This is a genomic window from Burkholderia sp. BCC1972, from assembly GCF_905339605.1.
In the GTDB taxonomy this organism is placed as follows: domain Bacteria; phylum Pseudomonadota; class Gammaproteobacteria; order Burkholderiales; family Burkholderiaceae; genus Burkholderia.
Genome location: NZ_CAJPGH010000011.1, coordinates 22,652 through 42,474 on the forward strand (window position 1 = coordinate 22,652; position 19,823 = coordinate 42,474).

General features: G+C 66.4%; 12 protein-coding genes, 1 tRNA gene and 1 pseudogene. 7 read left to right on the forward strand and 7 right to left on the reverse strand.

Annotated features, from left to right (window positions below; all coding sequences use genetic code 11):
- Window positions 1–83 precede the first annotated feature (83 nt).
- The gene (locus U5798_RS17300; protein ID WP_322082738.1) at window positions 84–2,192 is read left to right on the forward strand and encodes a prolyl oligopeptidase family serine peptidase; all 2,109 of its coding nucleotides are present in this window, start codon (window positions 84–86) and stop codon (window positions 2,190–2,192) included.
- A gap of 19 nt (window positions 2,193–2,211) precedes the next feature.
- On the opposite strand, the gene xth is transcribed toward U5798_RS17300, so the two are convergent.
- Window positions 2,212–2,988, reverse strand: a complete 777-nt coding sequence (gene xth, locus U5798_RS17305) for an exodeoxyribonuclease III (protein ID WP_124455467.1) — start codon at window positions 2,986–2,988, stop codon at window positions 2,212–2,214.
- Window positions 2,989–3,171: 183 nt separating this feature from the next.
- Between xth and U5798_RS17310 the strand changes: the two genes are divergently transcribed.
- Window positions 3,172–3,248, forward strand: a tRNA-Met gene (locus U5798_RS17310).
- Window positions 3,249–3,356: 108 nt separating this feature from the next.
- On the opposite strand, the gene U5798_RS17315 is transcribed toward U5798_RS17310, so the two are convergent.
- Window positions 3,357–4,049 (reverse strand): aspartate/glutamate racemase family protein, encoded by a 693-nt coding sequence (locus tag U5798_RS17315; RefSeq protein WP_124455466.1) that lies wholly within the window; start codon window positions 4,047–4,049, stop codon window positions 3,357–3,359.
- Between the two features lie 151 nt (window positions 4,050–4,200).
- Here U5798_RS17315 and dinB point away from each other — a divergent pair, with 151 nt between their 5' ends.
- On the forward strand, window positions 4,201–5,364 hold the full coding sequence (gene dinB / locus U5798_RS17320; RefSeq protein WP_124455465.1) for a DNA polymerase IV: 1,164 nt from the start codon (window positions 4,201–4,203) through the stop codon (window positions 5,362–5,364).
- Window positions 5,365–5,422: 58 nt separating this feature from the next.
- Here the strand turns inward: dinB and U5798_RS17325 are convergent, their stop codons facing one another.
- From U5798_RS17325 to fixL, 4 genes are all read right to left on the reverse strand, one after another.
- Window positions 5,423–7,510, reverse strand: a complete 2,088-nt coding sequence (locus tag U5798_RS17325) for a M3 family metallopeptidase (RefSeq protein ID WP_124455464.1) — start codon at window positions 7,508–7,510, stop codon at window positions 5,423–5,425.
- A gap of 262 nt (window positions 7,511–7,772) precedes the next feature.
- The gene (gene folD, locus U5798_RS17330) at window positions 7,773–8,633 is read right to left on the reverse strand and encodes a bifunctional methylenetetrahydrofolate dehydrogenase/methenyltetrahydrofolate cyclohydrolase FolD (protein ID WP_124455463.1); all 861 of its coding nucleotides are present in this window, start codon (window positions 8,631–8,633) and stop codon (window positions 7,773–7,775) included.
- Window positions 8,634–8,879: 246 nt separating this feature from the next.
- Window positions 8,880–9,518, reverse strand: a complete 639-nt coding sequence (fixJ, locus tag U5798_RS17335) for an oxygen response regulator transcription factor FixJ (protein WP_006493245.1) — start codon at window positions 9,516–9,518, stop codon at window positions 8,880–8,882.
- Window positions 9,515–12,031 (reverse strand): oxygen sensor histidine kinase FixL, encoded by a 2,517-nt coding sequence (gene fixL / locus U5798_RS17340; protein WP_124455462.1) that lies wholly within the window; start codon window positions 12,029–12,031, stop codon window positions 9,515–9,517. The genes fixJ and fixL overlap by 4 nt, the downstream gene beginning before the upstream one ends.
- Here fixL and U5798_RS37135 point away from each other — a divergent pair.
- The 4 genes and pseudogenes from U5798_RS37135 to lpdA all read left to right on the forward strand — a co-directional run.
- Window positions 11,951–12,168: pseudogene (locus U5798_RS37135) on the forward strand (hypothetical protein); the annotation flags it as partial. The gene fixL and the pseudogene U5798_RS37135 sit on opposite strands and share 81 nt — an antisense overlap.
- 136 nt (window positions 12,169–12,304) lie before the next feature.
- Window positions 12,305–15,001, forward strand: a complete 2,697-nt coding sequence (gene aceE / locus U5798_RS17345) for a pyruvate dehydrogenase (acetyl-transferring), homodimeric type (protein WP_322082739.1) — start codon at window positions 12,305–12,307, stop codon at window positions 14,999–15,001.
- Window positions 15,002–15,069: 68 nt separating this feature from the next.
- The gene (aceF, locus tag U5798_RS17350) at window positions 15,070–16,719 is read left to right on the forward strand and encodes a dihydrolipoyllysine-residue acetyltransferase (RefSeq protein WP_322082740.1); all 1,650 of its coding nucleotides are present in this window, start codon (window positions 15,070–15,072) and stop codon (window positions 16,717–16,719) included.
- Window positions 16,720–17,000: 281 nt separating this feature from the next.
- On the forward strand, window positions 17,001–18,773 hold the full coding sequence (gene lpdA / locus U5798_RS17355) for a dihydrolipoyl dehydrogenase (protein ID WP_322082741.1): 1,773 nt from the start codon (window positions 17,001–17,003) through the stop codon (window positions 18,771–18,773).
- 206 nt (window positions 18,774–18,979) lie between these two features.
- On the opposite strand, the gene U5798_RS17360 is transcribed toward lpdA, so the two are convergent.
- Window positions 18,980–19,546 carry a phasin family protein gene (locus tag U5798_RS17360; protein ID WP_006481973.1) on the reverse strand — a complete coding sequence of 189 codons (567 nt, stop codon included), beginning with the start codon at window positions 19,544–19,546 and terminating at the stop codon, window positions 18,980–18,982.
- Window positions 19,547–19,823 lie beyond the last annotated feature (277 nt).

Below are 19,823 nucleotides of genomic sequence, written 5' to 3' on the forward strand. Positions count from 1 at the left end.
TTTGCGGCATGCGCGGGCGTCGCGCATGCCGCGATCGGACATAATCGCGGTTTGCACGCAGCTTGCCATTCCGCCGATCCGCAATGTCCGATTCCTTCCGCTGGCCCACCGAGGCCGACCCGTTCCGTTTCCTCGAAGCGCTCGACAGCAAGCGCGCCCGCACGTGGGTCGACGAGCAGAATGCGCGCACGCGCGCCGCGCTGCGCGACGACGACGCGTATCGCGCGCTGACCGCACGTCTCGCCAAGGCCTATCTGCCGCGCGAACGCCCGGTGATTCCGACCCGCTGGCGCGACTGGGCGTACGACCTGTGGCAGGACGATCTCCATCCGAAGGGGCTGTGGCGCCGCACGCGCTGGGACGACTGGCGTGCCGGTCGACCTGCGTGGGAAACGCTGCTCGACGTCGACGCGCTCGGTGCCGAGGAGGGCGAGTCATGGGTGTTCGAGCAGGACGCGATCCTGTACCCGGACGGCGATCGCGCGTTGCTGTCGCTGTCGCCGGGCGGCGCCGACGCGGTCGTCGTGCGCGAATTCGATCTCGTCGAACGCCGTTTCGTCGATGGCGGTTTCACGATCGACGAGCCGGGCCATCACACGGTCGGCTGGATCGACCGCGACACCGTTTACGTGAGCTGGGATCGCGGCGAAGCGCATGCGACCGCGGCCGGCTATCCGTACGAAGCACGGCGCTGGGTGCGCGGCACGGCGCTCGCCGATGCGCCCGTCGTCTTCAGCGGCGAACCCGACGACATCAGTGCCGGCGCGTGGTTCGATCCGATCGACCGTCGCCACGTCGCGTGGCGCAGCGTCGACTTCTTCGACGCGCATGCGTATTGGCTGACCGACGCCGGCGAGTGGGCGCGCTACGACGTGCCGACGCATGTCGAAGTCGGGTTCTGGGAAGGCTGGCTCGTGCTGGAGCCGCGCCTCGACTGGGACTGCGATGGCGTGCGCCATGCGGGCGGCTCGCTGCTCGCGATCCGCGAGCAGGCGTTCCTGGCCGGGTCGCGCGAATTCACGACGCTGTTTGCGCCGCAGCCGACGACGTCCGCGTGCACGTGGACGCACACGCGCACCACGCTGATCGCGAGCTGGCTCGACGACGTGCACAACCGCACGATGCTGTGGCAACCGCGACAGGCCGACGACGGCACGTGGGTGTGGGACGCGCGGCCGTTCGAATGGACGGGCGACGCGCAGATCGACGTCGAGCCCGTCGAGGCGACGCTGAACGACGAGGTGTACGTCGATGTCGACACCTATCTCGATCCGCCCGAATGCTGGCTGGCCGATCTCGCCGATCGTGCGGACGATGCGCCGTCGCGCCGCGTGCTGCTCGACCGGCCGCCGGTGCAGTTCGATGCGGCCGGGCTCGTCGTGCGCCGCGCGAGCGCGCGTTCGCGGGACGGCACGGTGGTGCCGTACACGCTGATCGGGCCGCGCGATGCGCTCGATCCGGCCGAAGGTGCCACGCGCGTCGCGCGGCCGTGTTTGCTGTCGGGCTACGGCGGCTTTGCGATCCCGAACCTGCCGGGCTACAGCGACGCGTTCGGCATCGGTTGGCTCGAACGCGGCGGCGTGATGGCGTTCGCGCATATCCGCGGCGGCGGCGAGTTCGGGCCGCGCTGGCACGTCGACGCGCAGCGCGAGCACCGGCAGCGTTCATTCGACGATTTCATCGCGGTGGCCGAGGATCTGGCCGCGACCGGCGTGACGACGGCCGCTCAGCTCGGGATCGAGGGCGGCAGCAACGGTGGCTTGCTGGTCGCCGCGTGCATGATGCAGCGGCCCGAGTTGTTCGGCGCGGTGCTGTGCCGCGTGCCGCTGCTCGACATGCAGCGCTATCCGAAGCTGCACGCGGGTGCTGCGTGGCTCGACGAATACGGCGACCCGGACGATCCGGGCGAGGGTGCGGCGCTGGCCGCGTATTCGCCTTATCACCGCGTGCGCGAAGGCGTCGCGTATCCGCCGCTGCTGCTGACGACGTCGACGCGCGACGACCGCGTGCATCCCGCGCATGCGCGCAAGATGGCCGCACGCATGCATGCGCTCGGTCACGAACGGGTGTGGTACTGGGAGAACACCGACGGCGGTCACGGCAGTGCCGACGATCTGGAGCGCGCGGAAGCCGATGCGGCCGAGTTCGGCTTCCTGTGGACCCATCTCGGGCCGGCGCCCGCGCGGCGCTGAGCGCGGGCGGACTGGACGATCAGCCGACGACCGCGACGACGGGCGTGTGGTCGGACGGCTGTTCCCACGTGCGCGGCGTGCGGTCGACCTCGCACGACGTGCATGTCTGCGCGAGCGCCGGCGACAGCAGGATGTGGTCGATGCGCAGCCCCGCGTTGCGGCGGAACGCCATCATCCGGTAGTCCCACCACGTGAAGGTCTTCTCGGGCTGCTCGAAGCGGCGGAACGCGTCGACGAAGCCGAGTTCGATCAGTTGCGCGAAGTGCGCGCGCTCCTGCGGCGACACGAGGTTCTGGCCTTCCCATTTCGCGGGATCGTGCACGTCGCGGTCTTCCGGCGCGATGTTGTAGTCGCCGAGCAGCGCGAGCTTCGGGAAGCGCTGCAACTCGGCGCGCATCCACGCCTGCAGTGCATCGAGCCACTGCATCTTGTAGACGAACTTGTCGGAGTCGGGCGCCTGGCCGTTCGGGAAGTACGCGGACACGATGCGCACGCCGTCGACCGTCGCGGCGACCACGCGCTGCTGCGGATCGTCGAAGCCGGGGATATTGCGCACGACGTCCGATTCGTCGACGGTCAGCGACTCGCGCGCGAGGATCGCGACGCCGTTGTAGGTCTTCTGGCCCGTGAACCAGCTGCGGTAGCCGATCGCCTCGAGATCGGCGCGCGGGAATTTCTCGTCAGGCAGCTTCAGTTCCTGCAGGCACAGCACGTCGGTGCCGCTGTGCGCGAGCCAGTCGAGCACATGCTGCTTGCGGACGTTGAGCGAGTTGACGTTCCAGGTGGCAATTTTCATGAACGGGAGTGTGCGTGCGGCGTGAATGCGAAGGCCGCCATCTTACCGCGAGCATGGGGTGCGAACGCGCGCAATGCGCGACGCGGAGCAGTGGGCGTGCGACGCTGCCTGGAAGGGGAGAGAAGAAATTGTGACAAAAGTATTGACGTGAGTACTCCCTCACCCTATAATTTATTTCTCTGACGCGGGGTGGAGCAGTCTGGCAGCTCGTCGGGCTCATAACCCGAAGGTCGTAGGTTCAAATCCTACCCCCGCAACCAAGCACACCAGACGATGTGCAGCGCAAGTGACCGATGCGCGCTTCGTCGACAGGAACCCGGCCTCGTGCCGGGTTTTTTGTTTTCTGCGCGCGATATTCGTTGCCGCGGTTATCGCGCAGCCCACTCCACGGCCGCCTTCGCATGCAGCGCGGTCGTGTCGAACACCGGCAGCGGCGAATCGTCCGCGCCGATCAGCAGCGTGATCTCCGTGCAGCCGAGGATCACGGCCTGCGCGCCGCGCTTTGCCAGCGCCTCGATGATCGACACATACGTCGCACGCGATTGCGCCGCGACGATGCCGTGGCACAGCTCGTCGTAAATGATCCGGTGCACGTCGTCGCGCCCGCGTTCGTCCGGCACGAGCACGTCCAGCCCGAATTTCTCGCGCAACCGCTCCGCGTAGAACGGCAACTCCATCGTGTAGCGCGTGCCGAGCAGTGCGACGCGCTCGACGCCCGCGTCGCGCAGCGCGCTGCCGGTCGGATCGGCGATGTGCAGGAACGGCAGCATCACCGCGGCCTCGATCGCGTCGTGCACGCGATGCATCGTATTGGTCGTCAGCACGACGAGGTCGGCGCCGGCCGCCTCGAGCTGCCGTGCCGCGTCGGCCATCCGTTCGCCGAGCGCCGCCCAGTCGTGCGTGCGCTGCAGCGCTTCGATTTCCGCGAAATCGACCGTGACGAGCACGCTCTTCGCGTTGTGATGGCCGCCGTGCAGCGCCTTCGAATGCCGGTTGATCATCCGGTAGTACTCGGCCGACGATTCCCAGCTCATGCCGCCGATCAGTCCGATCGTCTTCATCCGTCACCTTCTCGTTTCGTGTGTCGCGGCAGACGAGTATAGGTGCGGCGGCCCGCACCCGGCCGGTACGATCCGCGCAAAGCGGGCCGGTACGGCGCAGGCGGGCGCGGGCGACCGGTTTCTGCCGCACGCGACAGTTGAAACCGGCACTGTGTTTTTGTACAGTATCGGCACCGTGAACCCGACCACCATTCCGCCCGCCGATCCGCACGTGCCGCCGCCGGGCGACGCGCTGCCGCGCATGCGCAAGATCATTCACTGCGACTGCGACTGCTTCTACGCATCGGTCGAGATGCGCGACGACCCGTCGCTGCGCAATCGGCCGCTCGCGGTCGGCGGCCGGCCCGACCAGCGCGGCGTGATTGCGACCTGCAACTACGAGGCGCGGCGCTACGGCGTGCATTCGGCGATGTCGTCGGCACTCGCGATGCGCAAGTGCCCGGACCTGCTGATCCTGCCGTCCGCGATGGACAAATACCGCGCGGCGTCGCGGCAGATCATGGCGATCTATCGCGACTACACGCCCGACGTCGAGCCGCTGTCGCTCGACGAGGCGTACCTCGACGTCAGCGGGTCGCAGCGGTGCCAGGGCAGTGCGACGCTGATCGCGCGCGAGATCCGCCAGCGTGTGTTCGACACGGTCGGCGTGACCGTCTCGGCCGGCGTCGCGCCGAACAAGTTCATCGCGAAGATCGCGTCGGACTGGAACAAGCCGGATGGCCTGTTCGTCGTGCGGCCGCACGAGATCGACGCGTTCGTCGCGGCGCTGCCGGTGCGCAAGCTGCACGGCGTCGGCAAGGTGACGGCCACGCGGCTCGACCGGCTCGGCATCCAGACCTGCGCGCAGTTGCGCGACTGGCCGCTGATCGACCTGCACCGCGAGTTCGGTGCATTCGGGCGGCGGCTGTACGAACTGTCGCGCGGGATCGACGAACGGCCCGTGCAGGCCGACCAGGAGCGCAAGTCGGTCAGTGTCGAGACGACCTACGTGACCGACCTGACGACGCTCGAGCAATGCGCGGACGAGATTTGCCGCCTCGTCGTGCAGCTCGACGCGCGGATTGCGCGCGCAGGCGCCGCGCGGTCGATCCGCAAGCTGTACGTGAAGATCCGCTTCGCCGATTTCCAGCGCACGACGGTCGAGTGCGTGGCCGACGCGACCAATGCGGAGACGGCCGTCACGCTGCTCGCGAAGGGGCTGCAGCGGCGCGCGCAGGCCGTGCGGCTGCTCGGCGTCGGCGTGCGCATCGACGAGGACACGGCCGAGCGTCACGGGCAGTTCTCGCTGTTCGACGAAGACGCGCCCGCGCCATGAAAAAAGGCACCGCCGAAGCGGTGCCTGTCGATGCAGCCGGAAAGGCCGGGCGGCGCGCTCAGTGTGCGGGCGCGGCCATCCCGTTGTGGCGCAGCAGCGCGTCGATTTCCGGCTCGCGGCCGCGGAACGCCTTGAACGAATCCATCGCCGGGCGGCTGCCGCCGACCTCGAGGATCTCGCGGCGATAGCGCGTGCCGGTGGCCGCGTCGAGCACGCTGCCGCTCTTGGCGGCCGCTTCCTCGAACGCCGCGTACGCGTCGGCCGACAGCACCTCGGCCCACTTGTAGCTGTAGTAGCCGGCTGCGTAGCCGCCCGCGAAGATGTGGCTGAACGTGTTCGGCCAGCGCGAGAACGCCGCCTGCGGGATCACGTGATAGCGCTCGTTGATCTCGCGCGCGAAGGCGGTCACGCCGGTGGCGCCGGCCGGGTCGAAGTCGACGTGCAGCAGCATGTCGAACATCGAGAACACGATCTGGCGCAGCGTGCCGAGCCCGCTCTGGAAATTCTTCGCGGCGATCATCTTGTCGAACAGCTCGCGCGGCAGCGTGGCGCCCGTGTCGACGTGCGACGACATCGACGACAGCACGTCCCATTCCCAGCAGAAGTTTTCCATGAACTGCGACGGCAGCTCGACCGCATCCCATTCGACGCCGTTGATGCCCGACACGCCGAGCTCGTCGACGCGCGTGAGCATGTGGTGCAGCCCGTGGCCGAATTCGTGGAACAGCGTGATGACTTCGTCGTGCGTGAAGCACGCGGGCTTGCCGCCGATCGGTGCCGAGAAGTTGCAGGTGAGGTACGCAACCGGCGTCTGCACGTCGCTGCCGCGCTTCGCGCGCGAGCGCGCGTCGTCCATCCAGGCGCCGCCGCGCTTGCCTTCGCGCGCATACAGGTCGAGATAGAACTGCGCGACGAGCGAGCCGTCGCGGTTCTCGACGCGGAAGAAGCGCACGTCCTTGTGCCATACCGGCGCGTCGTCCGGCTTGATGCGCACGCCGAACAGCGTCTCGGTGACGGTGAACAGGCCCTTCAGCACGGCCGGCTCGGGGAAGTACTGCTTGACCTCGTTTTCCGAGAACGCGTAGCGCTGCTGGCGCAGCTTTTCGGCCGCGTATGCCACGTCCCACGGCGCGAGTTCCGTCAGGCCGAGTTCCTTCGCGGCGAATGCGCGCAGCTCGTCCCAGTCCTTGTCTGCGTGCGGGCGCGCGCGCGTGGCGAGATCCTCGAGGAATGCAATGACCTGCTGCGGCGATTCGGCCATCTTCGGCGCGAGCGACACTTCCGCGAAGTTGCGGTAGCCGAGCATCTGCGCCTCTTCGCGGCGCAGCTTCAGCTCGTCGGCGACGATCGCCGTGTTGTCCCATTCGGCCTTGCCGTCGCCATACTGCGGCCCGAGCTCCGACGCGCGCGTCGCATACGCGCGGTAGAGCGTCTCGCGCAGCGCGCGGTTGTCCGCGTACTGCAGCACCGGGAAGTACGACGGGAAGTGCAGCGTGAATTTCCAGCCGTCCTTGCCGTCCTTCTGCGCGGCTTCGCGGGCAGCCTCGATCGCGTCGCCGGGCAGGCCGGCCAGGTCGGCTTCGTTCTCGACGAAGTACGCGTACGCGTTGGTGGCGTCGAGCACGTGGTCGGAAAATGCCTTCGACAGCGCGGCCTGCTGTTCCTGCAGTTCGGCGAAACGCGGCTTCTGGTCCTCGGGCAGCTCGGCGCCCGACAGGCGGAAATCGCGCAGCGCGTTGTCGAGGATCTTCTTGCGCTCGGCGGACAGCGTCGCATATTCGGCGCTCGCGGCGATCGCTTTGTACTTCTCGTACAGCGCGAGATTCTGTCCGACGCTCGACCAGAACTCGGTCACGCGCGGCAGGTTTTCACCGTAGGCGGCGCGCAGTTCGGGCGTGTCGGCGACCGCGTTCAGGTGGCCGACGATGCTCCATGCGCGGCCGAGCGGCTCCGTGGCCTGCTCGACCGTCTCGACGACGGCAGCCCAGGTCGACGGCGTCGCGCTCGCGCTCGCGGCTTCGACCGCGCGGCTGGCTGCGTCGAGCAGCGTATCGAGCGCGGGCGTCACGTGCTCCGGGCGGATCTCGCCGAAACGGGGCAGGCCGGAGAAGTCGAGGAGCGGATTGGTGTTGGCGCTGGCGGACATAAGACTCCCTGTCTGTTGCCGGATGAACCGGGATGAAAAGGGTAACGGCGGCGGGGCGCGACGGCGCCCGATACCGACATTATTGGGGCGCATCGTGCGCTTTCCAATCGTTAGTTTCTAATGACGCGATTGACGCAGGGTCGGATGGGGGCAACGGGCATCCGGCGATCGGCGAGGGGGCGGCCGGCGCGGTGCAGCCGCGGCGACGCGGCTGGCGGGACGCCGGCGCACGGAACCGTGCGCCGGCTGAACGGGCAGGGGGTCAGGCGGCCGCGTCGGCGGCGCGCTCGGCCGCTTCGATCGTGTTGATCAGCAGCATCGTGATGGTCATCGGGCCGACGCCGCCCGGCACCGGCGTGATATGGCCGGCCACTTCCTTCACGCCCGCGAAATCGACGTCGCCGCACAGCTTGCCGGCGTCGTCGCGGTTCATGCCGACGTCGATCACCGTTGCCCCCGGCTTCACCATGTCGGCGGTCAGGATGTTGCGCTTGCCGACCGCCGCGACCACGATATCGGCCTCACGCGTGTGCGCGGCGAGGTCGCGCGTCTTGCTGTGGCAGATCGTCACGGTCGCGCCGGCGTCGAGCAGCATCATCGCCATCGGCTTGCCGACGATGTTCGAACGGCCGATCACGACCGCGTTCGCACCTTGCAGCGCGATGCCGTGCGCCTCGAACATCTTCATCACGCCGTACGGCGTGCACGGGCGGAACAGCGGCTTGCCGGTCATCAGCGCGCCCGCGTTCGCGACGTGGAAGCCGTCGACGTCCTTCTCCGGTGCGATCGCCTCGATCACCTTGTGGCTGTCGATATGCGCCGGCAGCGGCAGCTGGACGAGGATGCCGTGGATCTTCGGGTCGCGGTTCAGTTCGTCGATGCGCGCGAGCAGGTCGGCTTCCGACAGCGTGGCCGGGTATGCATCCTTCTGCGAGAAGAAGCCGTTGTCCTCGCACGCCTTGATCTTGTTGCGCACGTAGACTTCGCTCGCCGGGTTTGCGCCGACGAGGATCACCGCGAGGCCGGGCTGGTGGCCGCGTGCGGTCAGGGCGGCGGCGCGTTCGGCGGCCTGCGCGCGCAGGGTCTTCGAAAGGGCGTTGCCGTCGATGAGGAGGGCTGTCATGGTGGTGGGTCCTGCCGGGAAGTTGGAATGCGGGCGTGCGGCACCCGAAGCGCCGCAGCAAAGCACGCAATTATACCGTTCGCCTGCTGCCGTCCGACAGGGAATCAGCGAGAAGCGTCATGGCCGCAGCGCGCGTGCGCCGGGAGAAAAGGCCGCCGCCGCGCGAGTGGGCCGCATCGCGCGGGGCGGCAGACGCCGCTGGCGGGCCGCAGGGCGGGCAAGCGCCGCCGCGGCCGCTGAAGACGCTCAGGCCTGCTTCTTCGACAGCGCGAGGCGCAGCAGGTCGGCCACCGTGTTGACGTTGAGCTTTTCCATGATGTTCGCGCGGTGCGCCTCGACCGTCTTGATGCTGATGCCGAGATCGTCGGCGATCTGCTTGTTCAGGCGGCCCGCGATGATGCGTTCGAGCACTTGCTGCTCGCGCGCGGTCAGCTTCGACAGGCGTTCGCTCGCGGCACGCTGTTCCTGGACGCTCTTGCTTTCGCTTCGGGCCTTGTCGAGCATCCGCTCGACGAGCTTGCGCAGCTCGGCTTCGTCGAACGGTTTCTCGATAAAGTCCATCGCACCCTTTTTCATCGTCGACACGGCCATCGGCACGTCGCCGTGACCCGTGACGAAAATGATCGGCAGCGCGGCATTGTCGGCGATCAGGCGTTCCTGCAGCTCAAGACCGCTCATGCCCGACATCCGCACATCGAGGATCAGGCAGGCGATCTGGCCGGCCTGCTGCGCCGGCTGGTAGGCATCGAGGAACTGCTCGGCGCTCGAGAAGCATTGCACGCGATAGCCGTTCGCCTCCAGCAGCCAGCGCAGCGAGTCCCGTACGGCCTCGTCGTCGTCGACGACAAAGACGGTTTCCTGAGTGGTGGTGACAGGGCTATTCATAGTTCTCCCGTAACGGTATGTGATGCCGATGCCTCGCGCCCCCCTTGGCCGAGATCAGCGGGTTCCCCAATGGGCAGGCTGCAGTGGAACGTCGCGCCGGAAATGCGGCCATCCGGCTCGACGTTGTTGACCACCCACAGACGCCCCCGATGCGATTCGATGATCGAACGGCAGATATTCAGCCCCATGCCCATGCCATCGGACTTGGTGCTGTAAAACGGTTCAAACAGGCGCTCGGCGGTCGCTTCGTCGACGCCCGGACCCTGGTCGATCACGCGGATGTCGACGAAGCCCGCATCGATGTCGGCGACGACGCGGATCACGCCGTCCGCCGACGCCGGCTTCACGTCGGCCATCGCCTCGGCCGCGTTCTTCATCAGGTTCATCAGCACCTGTTCGATCAGCACGGGGTCGACATAAATAATAGGCATTCTTGCGAGGATTTCCGTGACGATCCGGATCCTGCGCTTCCTGGCCTCGATTTCGGCGAGCCCGACTGCGTCGGCGACGATGTCCGCGACCCTTGCCGGCTGGCGTTTCGGCTCGCTGCGCTTCACGAATTCGCGGATCCGCTTGACGATCATCCCGGCGCGCAGCGCCTGCTGCGCGGTCTTTTCCAGCGCGGGCTGCAGCGTCTCGGGCGTGCCGCGGCCGCTCTTGACGAGCGCGAGCGTGCCCGAGCAGTAGTTGTTGATCGCGGCGAGCGGCTGGTTCAATTCGTGTGCAATCGACGACGCCATTTCACCCATCGTCATCAATCGGCTCGTGAACTGCAGCTTTTCTTCCTGCTGGTGCGCGAGTTCCTGCGCCTTCTTGCGGGTCGTGATGTCGGTCGCGATCTGCATCTGCGCGAGGTGGCCGTCGACCCACTGGATGTACTGGCGGCGCACTTCGAACCATTTCTGGATGCTCTCGACGTACACCTCCTGCGCATCGGCCGTGCTGCTCGTCAGCGCGGCGGCCGGCAGGCCCGCGAACGCGTCGACCATGTCGATCGAGTCGGACGAGGCCTGCGCGCGGTCGAAGCCGCCGCCCGACAGCTCGAGATGGCCGTCCGGGCGGATGCCGAACAGGTGGCGGTAGTAGCGGTTCGCGAACAGCAGCTCGGCTTCGTCGGCGGCCAGCACCGACACCGCTGCGTCGAGGCTTTCGAGCACGGTCGTGAAGCGCTCGTGCGCGGCCGCGAGTTCCTCGCGGGCGCGCTTCGGCTCGGTGATGTCGGTCATCGACGACATCCAGCCGGTCTGGCGGCCCGAGCTGTCGATCAGCGGCGACACGTACAGGCGCGCATGGAACAGCGTGCCGTTCTTGCGCCGCACGCGCAGCTCGAAGCCCGAGCTCGGCGCCTTGCCGCGCAGCGTCATGTCGAGCTGGCGCTGCATTTCCGGGTACGCGTCGCGCGGCCAGTACGGGAACGGCGCGACCTTGCCGACGAGGTCGGTTTCGTCCCAGCCCGTCATCCGGCAGAACGCGGGGTTCACGTGCGTGATGCGGCCGTGCATGTCGAGCACGCGCATGCCGATCAGCACCGAGTTTTCCATCGCGCGGCGGAAGAACGCTTCCGCGTACAGCGCCTGCTGCGCCTCGAAGCGCTGGCGCGTGTGCTTCCACAGGCTCCAGAGGCTCCACAGCACGAAGCACGACAGGCCGGCGACGAGCCACACGAGCGTATTGTTGGTCAGGTTCGTGAGCTGCGGGAACGCGTACACGCGTACCGTCAGCCCCTGGCCGGGCGGATCGAGCGGAAGATCGTAGTGCGAGTCGCGCGGCAGGCGCGGGCGCGTCGACGTGGACGACAGCTCGCGGTTGTTCGAGTCGGTGATCGAGATCTTGTACTTCGACGACAGTTCCTGCGGGATGTCGTGCTTCAGGATGCCTTCGACCGAGAACACCGCGGCGATCGAGCCGAGATATTCGCGGTCGCCGCGCATCACGGGCGTCTGCAGCGTGATGAAGCCGTTGCCGAAGTCGTCGTAGATCAGCGGCGAATAGGCCTGGCGGCGCGTGCTGCGCGCCTCGTCGTACGCGCCGCGCACGGCTTCCTGCATCTGCGCGTCGCCGGGCTTCGCGAGCCGCTGGCCGAGCAGCGGCGGATGCACGGTCGGCCAGCGCTGCACGCCGGGCGCGGTGTACCAGTTCAGGTAGAGGATTTCCGGATGCGTCTGCATCACGTCTGCGACGGCCATCTGGAACGCGTTCTGGTCGAGGCGGCCCGACGCGAGATCGCGCGACAGCGCCTGCAGCTGTTCCTGCGCGCCCGTCATCGACAGGCGGATCTGCTGCTGCGCCCATGCGACGTTGCGGAAGAGGGTGTCTTCCTGCTGCTGCTGTTCGCGGCGATTGAGGCTCCACAAGATGAGGCTCATCACCACGAGGAACACCAGGATCGACAGCAGCGGCGTCAGCAAATAGGAATTGGACCACCACGGTCCGTGGTGCCAACGGGACGGCTGCGACTCCGCCGGCGGGCCCGACGGTCGCGCCGAGCGTGCGAAAAGCCGATCGGTCAACATGGCAGGATTGTAGCGCAGCGCAATACATGGAAAACCTGTACCGGATATGTTGAACGGAAACGGATTTGTTCCGCTGCCGCGTGCCGGAGCGCCCCGAAACATGGGTGCAGCGCAGCAATATTCCGCATTGCGAGAAAAGATCTCATAATTCGAAAATTTTGTTGCGCAGCCCCGTGCACGCTCATTACAATCCGCTGGAGCTTGCCCGCAGCCGGCCGCGTCGCGTCGTCTGCATGAGAGCGATCCTCATATTCCAGGACCCAGGAGACGAGAATGTCCGCTGTACCGAACGAAGTGATGAAGTATGTCGCCGCCGAACGTGACGACGACCCGCAAGAAACCGTCGAGTGGCTGGAGTCGCTCGATGGCGTGATCTCCTCCGTGGGCACCGGCCGCGCGCATTACCTGATCGAAAAGCAAATCGAGTTCGCCCGCATGCACGGCGAACACCTGCCGTTCTCCGCCAACACCCCGTACATCAACACGATTCCGGTCGAAGCCCAGGCGAAGATCCCGGGCGACCAGGACCTCGAGCACCGCATCCGTTCGTACACGCGCTGGAACGCGCTGGCGATGGTGCTGCGTGCAGGCAAGGACACGAACGTCGGCGGCCACATCGCATCGTTCGCATCGGCCGCGACGCTCTATGACGTCGGCTACAACCATTTCTGGCACGCAGCGTCCGACCAGCACGGCGGCGATCTCGTGTTCGTGCAGGGCCACTCGTCGCCGGGCGTGTACTCGCGCGCGTTCCTGCTCGGCCGCCTGAAGGAAGAGCAGCTCGACAACTTCCGCCAGGAAGTCGACGGCAAGGGCATCTCGTCGTACCCGCACCCGTGGCTGATGCCGGACTTCTGGCAGTTCCCGACCGTGTCGATGGGTCTCGGCCCGATCATGGCGATCTACCAGGCGCGCTTCATGAAGTACCTGGAGGCACGCGGCATCACGAAGACGGAAGGCCGCAAGGTGTGGGCATTCCTCGGCGACGGCGAGACGGACGAACCGGAATCGCTCGGCGCGATCGGGATGGCGAGCCGCGAGAAGCTCGACAACCTCGTGTTCGTGATCAACTGCAACCTGCAGCGTCTCGACGGCCCGGTGCGCGGCAACGGCAAGATCATCCAGGAACTCGAATCGGAATTCCGCGGCGCCGGCTGGAACGTGATCAAGGTCATCTGGGGCAGCCGCTGGGATGCGCTGTTCGCGCGCGACAAGTCGGGCGCGCTGATGCGCCGCATGATGGACGTCGTCGACGGCGAGTACCAGACGTACAAGTCGGAATCCGGCGCGTTCGTGCGCGAGCACTTCTTCAACACACCTGAGCTGAAGGCGCTCGTCGCCGACTGGTCGGACGACGACATCTGGGCGCTGAACCGCGGCGGCCACGATCCGCACAAGATCTACGCGGCCTTCCACGAAGCCACGAACACGAAGGGCGCGCCGACCGTCATCCTCGCGAAGACCATCAAGGGCTACGGGATGGGCGAGTCGGGCCAGGCAATGAACATCACGCACCAGCAGAAGAAGCTGCCGGTCGAGCAACTGAAGAAGTTCCGTGACCAGTTCCGCCTGCCGATCACCGACGAGCAGATCGCCGACGTGCCGTACCTGAAGTTCGAGGAAGGCTCGAAGGAGCTCGAATACATGCGCAAGCAGCGCATGGATCTCGGCGGCTACCTGCCGCATCGCCGCGAGAAGGCGACGTCGCTGCCGGTGCCGGCGCTCGACGCGTTCGAGCCGCTCTTGAAGGGCACGGGCGAAGGCCGCGAGATCTCGACGACGATGGCGTTCGTGCGGATCCTGAACATCCTGCTGAAGGACAAGGCGCTGGGCAAGCGCGTCGTGCCGATCGTCCCGGACGAATCGCGTACGTTCGGCATGGAAGGCCTGTTCCGCCAGATCGGCATCTGGAATCAGCAGGGCCAGAAGTACGTGCCGGAAGATTCCGACCAGCTGATGTTCTACAAGGAATCGGAAACCGGCCAGATCCTGCAGGAAGGCATCAACGAAGCGGGCGGCATGTGCGACTGGATCGCTGCGGCGACGTCGTACTCGACGCACGGCGAGATCATGGTGCCGTTCTACATCTTCTATTCGATGTTCGGCTTCCAGCGGATCGGCGACCTCGCCTGGGCCGCGGGCGACATGCGTTCGCGCGGCTTCCTGCTCGGCGGCACCGCGGGCCGCACGACGCTGAACGGCGAAGGCCTGCAGCACGAAGACGGCCACTCGCTCCTGTGGGCGGCATCGGTGCCGAACTGCGTGAGCTACGACCCGACGTTCGGCTATGAACTCGCCGTGATCATCCAGGACGGCCTGCGCCGCATGGTGCAGGACCAGGAAGACGTGTACTACTACATCACGGTGATGAACGAGAACTACGAGCACCCGGCGATTCCGCAGGGCGACCACGTAGCGGCCGACATCATCAAGGGCATGTACGCGTTCCGCAAGGCCGACGCCGACAAGAAGGCGCCGCGCGTCCAGCTGCTCGGCGCGGGCACGATCTTCAACGAAGTGATCGCCGCGGCCGACCTGCTGAAGAACGACTGGGGTGTCGCTGCCGACCTGTGGAGCGTGCCGAGCTTCACCGAGCTCGCGCGTGAAGGCCATCAGGTCGAGCGCTGGAACCTGCTCCATCCGACCGAAGAGCGTCGCCTGTCGCACGTGCAGAAGTGCCTGAAGGACACGCAGGGCCCGGTCATCGCATCGACCGACTACGTCCGTGCGCTGGTCGACCAGATCCGCGGCCAGGTCGATCGCCGCTTCGTCGTGCTGGGCACCGACGGCTTCGGCCGCTCGGATACCCGCGAGAAGCTCCGTCACTTCTTCGAAGTCGACCGTCACTGGGTCACCGTCGCCGCGCTCAACGCGCTGGCCGACGAAGGCACGATCGAGCGCAAGGTGGTCGCGGACGCGATTGCCAAGTACAACCTCGATCCGTCCAAGCCCAACCCGATGACCGTTTAACGCACACGCCGTGTGATGCCGCGCGCCGCTCCCGCGAGGAGCGCGCGCGGCCATGGAGACAGAAACAGATGAGTCAAGCGATCGAAGTGAAGGTGCCGGATATCGGCGATTACAAGGACGTGCCGGTGATCGAGATCGGCGTGAAGGTCGGCGATACGGTCGAGCCCGAGCAGTCGCTCGTCACGCTCGAGTCGGACAAGGCGACGATGGACGTGCCGAGCCCGGTTGGCGGCGTCGTGAAGGAAATCAAGGTCAAGGTGGGCGATTCCGTGTCGGAAGGCTCGCTGATCATCCTGCTCGAAGGCGGCGCCGCGGCGCAGGCGAACGGCGCGGCTGCGCCTGCCGCCGCTCCGGCTCCGGCGGCAGCGCCGGCCCCGGCCGCGGCAGCCCCGGCGGCCGCACCGGCAGCAGCCGGCGGCACGCTCGAGGTGAAGGTGCCCGACATCGGCGACTACAAGGACGTGCCGGTGATCGAGATCGGCGTGAAAGTCGGCGACACGGTCGAGAAGGAGCAGTCGCTCGTCACGCTCGAATCGGACAAGGCGACGATGGACGTGCCGAGCCCGGCCGCTGGCGTCGTGAAGGACATCAAGGTCAAGGTGGGCGATTCGGTATCGGAAGGCACGCTGATCGTGCTGCTCGAAGCCGCAGGCGCACCGGCTGCCGCTCCGCAGGCGAGCGCACCGGCTCCGGCCGCTGCCGCGCCGGCGCCGGCTGCTGCACCGGCACCCGCGCAGGCTGCGCCGGCACCGGCTGCCGCGGCCCCGGCCCCGGCCGCTGCGCCGTCGGGCGAATACCGCGCGAGCCACGCATCGCCGTCGGTGCGCAAGTTCGCGCGCGAACTCGGCGTCGAAGTCGCACGCGTGCAGGGTTCGGGTCCGAAGGGCCGCATTACGAAGGAAGACGTCACGGGCTTCGTGAAGGGGGTGATGACCGGCCAGCGTGCGGCACCGGCTGCGGCAGCCGCACCGGCCGGCGGCGGCGAGCTGAACCTGCTGCCGTGGCCGAAGGTCGACTTCTCGAAGTTCGGCCCGTTCGAGGCGAAGCCGCTGTCGCGCATCAAGAAGATCTCGGGCGCGAACCTGCATCGCAACTGGGTGATGATCCCGCACGTCACGAACAACGACGAAGCGGACATCACCGAGCTCGAAGCGCTGCGTGTCCAGCTGAACAAGGAAAACGAGAAGGCGGGCGTGAAGTTCACGATGCTCGCGTTCGTGATCAAGGCAGTCGTCGCCGCACTGAAGAAATTCCCGACCTTCAACGCGAGCCTCGACGGCGACAACCTCGTGTTCAAGCAGTACTTCCACGTCGGTTTCGCGGCCGATACGCCGAACGGCCTCGTCGTGCCGGTGATCCGCGATGCGGACAAGAAGGGTCTCGTCGACATCGCGAAGGAAATGAGCGACCTGTCGAAGGCCGCGCGCGAAGGCAAGCTGAAGCCGGACCAGATGCAGGGCGGCTGCTTCTCGATCTCGTCGCTCGGCGGGATCGGCGGCACCAACTTCACGCCGATCATCAACGCGCCGGAAGTGGCGATCCTCGGGTTGTCGCGCGGGCAGATGAAGCCGGTGTGGGACGGCAAGCAGTTCGTGCCGCGTCTCATGCTGCCGCTGTCGCTGTCGTATGACCATCGCGTCATCGATGGCGCCGAAGCCGCGCGGTTCAATGCGTATCTCGGCGCGTTGCTCGGCGATTTCCGTCGCATCGCTCTTTGATGAGCGGGGAGGTGGCTCGCGGGGGCGTGGGTTCTTTGTTTGTTATCCGCGCCCTGTCGTTGAACCTGTATTGCTGACGGTCTGCTAGCGTCGCCCCTGCGCGGGGCGGCGGTCACTTTTCTTTGTCTTCCAAAGAAAAGTAACCAAAAGAAAGGCGCGTCCTTGGGCGGACAGCAAAGGTGGTCCTGCCCAGGTTCGCGTTCTTTTGTCAGGCCGTCGTTGCGGGTTTTTTCTGCGGGTTCCTCCCCCTCTGTCTGCAGTCAATCAAGAAGGGGACAGTAATGAGTCTCATCGAAGTCAAGGTTCCGGATATCGGCGATTTCAGCGGCGTCGACGTCATCGAAGTCAACGTCAAACCCGGCGACGTGATCGAAAAAGAGCAAACGCTCATCACGCTCGAATCCGATAAAGCCTCCATGGAAGTGCCCAGCGACGTCGCCGGCACCGTCAAGGAAATCAAGGTCAAAGCCGGCGAGAAAGTCTCGCAAGGCACCGTCATCGCCATCGTCGAAGCATCGGCAGGCGCCGCCGCTCCCGCGCCCGCGAAAGCGCCCGAAGCGCCGAAGCCCGCAGCCGCCGCACCGGCTCCGGCCGCCGCCGCGCCGGCGCCCGCGCCGCAAGCCGGCAGCTACAGCGGTGCCGCCGACATCGAGTGCGACATGCTCGTGCTCGGCGCCGGCCCCGGCGGCTACTCGGCCGCGTTCCGCGCCGCCGACCTCGGCATGAAGACCGTACTCGTCGAACGCTATTCGACGCTCGGCGGCGTGTGTTTGAACGTCGGTTGCATCCCGTCGAAGGCGCTGCTGCACACGTCGCTCGTCGTCGAGGAAGCCGCGGCGCTTGCGTCGCACGGCATCACGTTCGGCAAGCCGCAAGTCGACCTCGACAAGCTGCGCGACTTCAAGGGCGGCGTCGTCAAGAAACTGACGACGGGCCTCGCCGGCATGGCCAAGGCACGCAAGGTCGAAGTGGTCACGGGCGTCGGCGCATTCGTCGACCCGTTCCACATGGAAGTGCAGGGCGAAAACGGCAAGAAGGTCGTCAAGTTCAAGCAGGCGATCATCGCCGCAGGCTCGCAAGCCGTGAAGCTGCCGTTCATGCCGGAAGACCCGCGCGTCGTCGATTCGACCGGCGCACTCGAACTGCGCCAACTGCCCAAGCGCATGCTCGTGATCGGCGGCGGCATCATCGGCCTCGAAATGGCCACGGTGTACTCGACGCTCGGCGCCGAGATCGACGTCGTCGAAATGATGGACGGCCTGATGATGGGCGCCGACCGCGATCTCGTGAAGGTCTGGGAAAAGTACAACGCGAAGCGCTTCGGCAACGTGATGCTGAAGACCAAGACGGTCGGCGCGGAAGCGAAGGAAGACGGCATCTACGTGAAGTTCGAGGGCGAGAAGGCGCCGGCGGAAGCGCAGCGCTACGACCTCGTGCTGGTGGCGGTGGGCCGCAGCCCGAACGGCAAGAAGATCGGTGCCGACAAGGCCGGCGTCGCGGTCACGGATCGCGGCTTCATCGACGTCGACAAGCAGATGCGCACGAACGTGCCGCACATCTTCGCGATCGGCGACATCGTCGGCCAGCCGATGCTCGCGCACAAGGCGGTGCATGAAGGCCACGTCGCCGCGGAAGCCGCGCACGGCGAGAAGGCATACTTCGACGCGCTGCAGATCCCGTCGGTGGCGTACACCGATCCGGAAGTGGCGTGGGCCGGCAAGACGGAAGACCAGTGCAAGGCCGAAGGCATCAAGTACGGCAAGGCCGTGTTCCCGTGGGCCGCGTCGGGCCGCGCGATCGCGAACGGCCGCGACGAAGGCTTCACGAAGCTGATCTTCGACGAGGAAACCCACCGCGTGATCGGTGGCGCCATCGTCGGCCTGAACGCGGGCGACCTGATCAGCGAAGTGTGCCTCGCCGTCGAGATGGGCGCGGACGCGGAAGACATCGGCAAGACGATCCATCCGCACCCGACGCTCGGCGAATCGGTCGGCATGGCCGCCGAACTGTACGAAGGCGTCTGTACGGACCTGCCGCCGCAACGCAAGAAGTAACGCGACGCGCACGGCCGGCCATGCGCCGGCCACAAAAAACGCCGCCGCCCGGGCAGTCCGGACGGCGGCGTTTTCTTTTGCCTGCGGCCGCTGCAGCGATCAAACCGCTCGGTCGAGCGCGGCGAGCGGCGGGCCGTTCGCGCACGTTCCGGCGCCGGAAACGAAAAAGCCGCGCTGGGCGCGGCTCTTTCAGGAGCAGGGGACGCTTACGCGGCCGGCTTGCTCGAACGACGTGCGGCAGCGGCGGTAGCAGCCTTCGTTGCGACGGCAGCAGCAGCGTTGAAGTTCGTTTCGGCGATTTCGACGGCTTGCTTCGTGGCCTTCTGAACCGTTTCGTACGTGGTGTTCGCAGCGTTCAGTGCCGACTTCAGCGCGGCGACAGCCGTTTCCGAACCGGCCGGGGCGTTCTTCGCGACGTTGTCGACGAGTGCCTGGACCTTCTTGTTCTGCTCTTCGAATTGCGCTTCGGCAACCTTCGCGAACTCGGCTTGCGTCGACGATGCGATTTCATACAGGTGACGGCCGTACGACAGCACCTTTTCAGCGACCGGCTGCGACAGGCTGGCTTGCAGTGCGATCAGTTCCTGAGCGTCCTTCACCGACAGCAGGCGCTGTGCGTTTTCCTGGCCCTCGGCCAGCGTCGACTTCACGACCTGCAGGTTGAGTTCGATCAGCTTTTCGACGCCTTCGAATGCCTTGGTCGTCAGACCGAACAGGCTTTCGAGGTTGGCTTTTTGTGCAGCGGCGATTTGCTCGGGGGTCAGCAAGGACATGTCAAGCTCCTGAAAAGCGATCGCGTCGATCGCAGGGATAAAGGGCACTACGCTGGGGAACCTCGGATGCGCGTGCTTTGTGCAACGCAGCAATGAGGCCTATTTTAGGGCAGAGGAAGCGGATGTCAAGTACTTTTTGTGCGTTGCACAATCATCGTAAATTATCGATAAAACAACGAGTTATCGTGGCCGTTCGGAATCGGTTTCATGCGTAATCCCAGATGGTGCGCACGAGCGCGGGGCAAGCGCGGCGCACCATGATCATGCACAGGTAAAC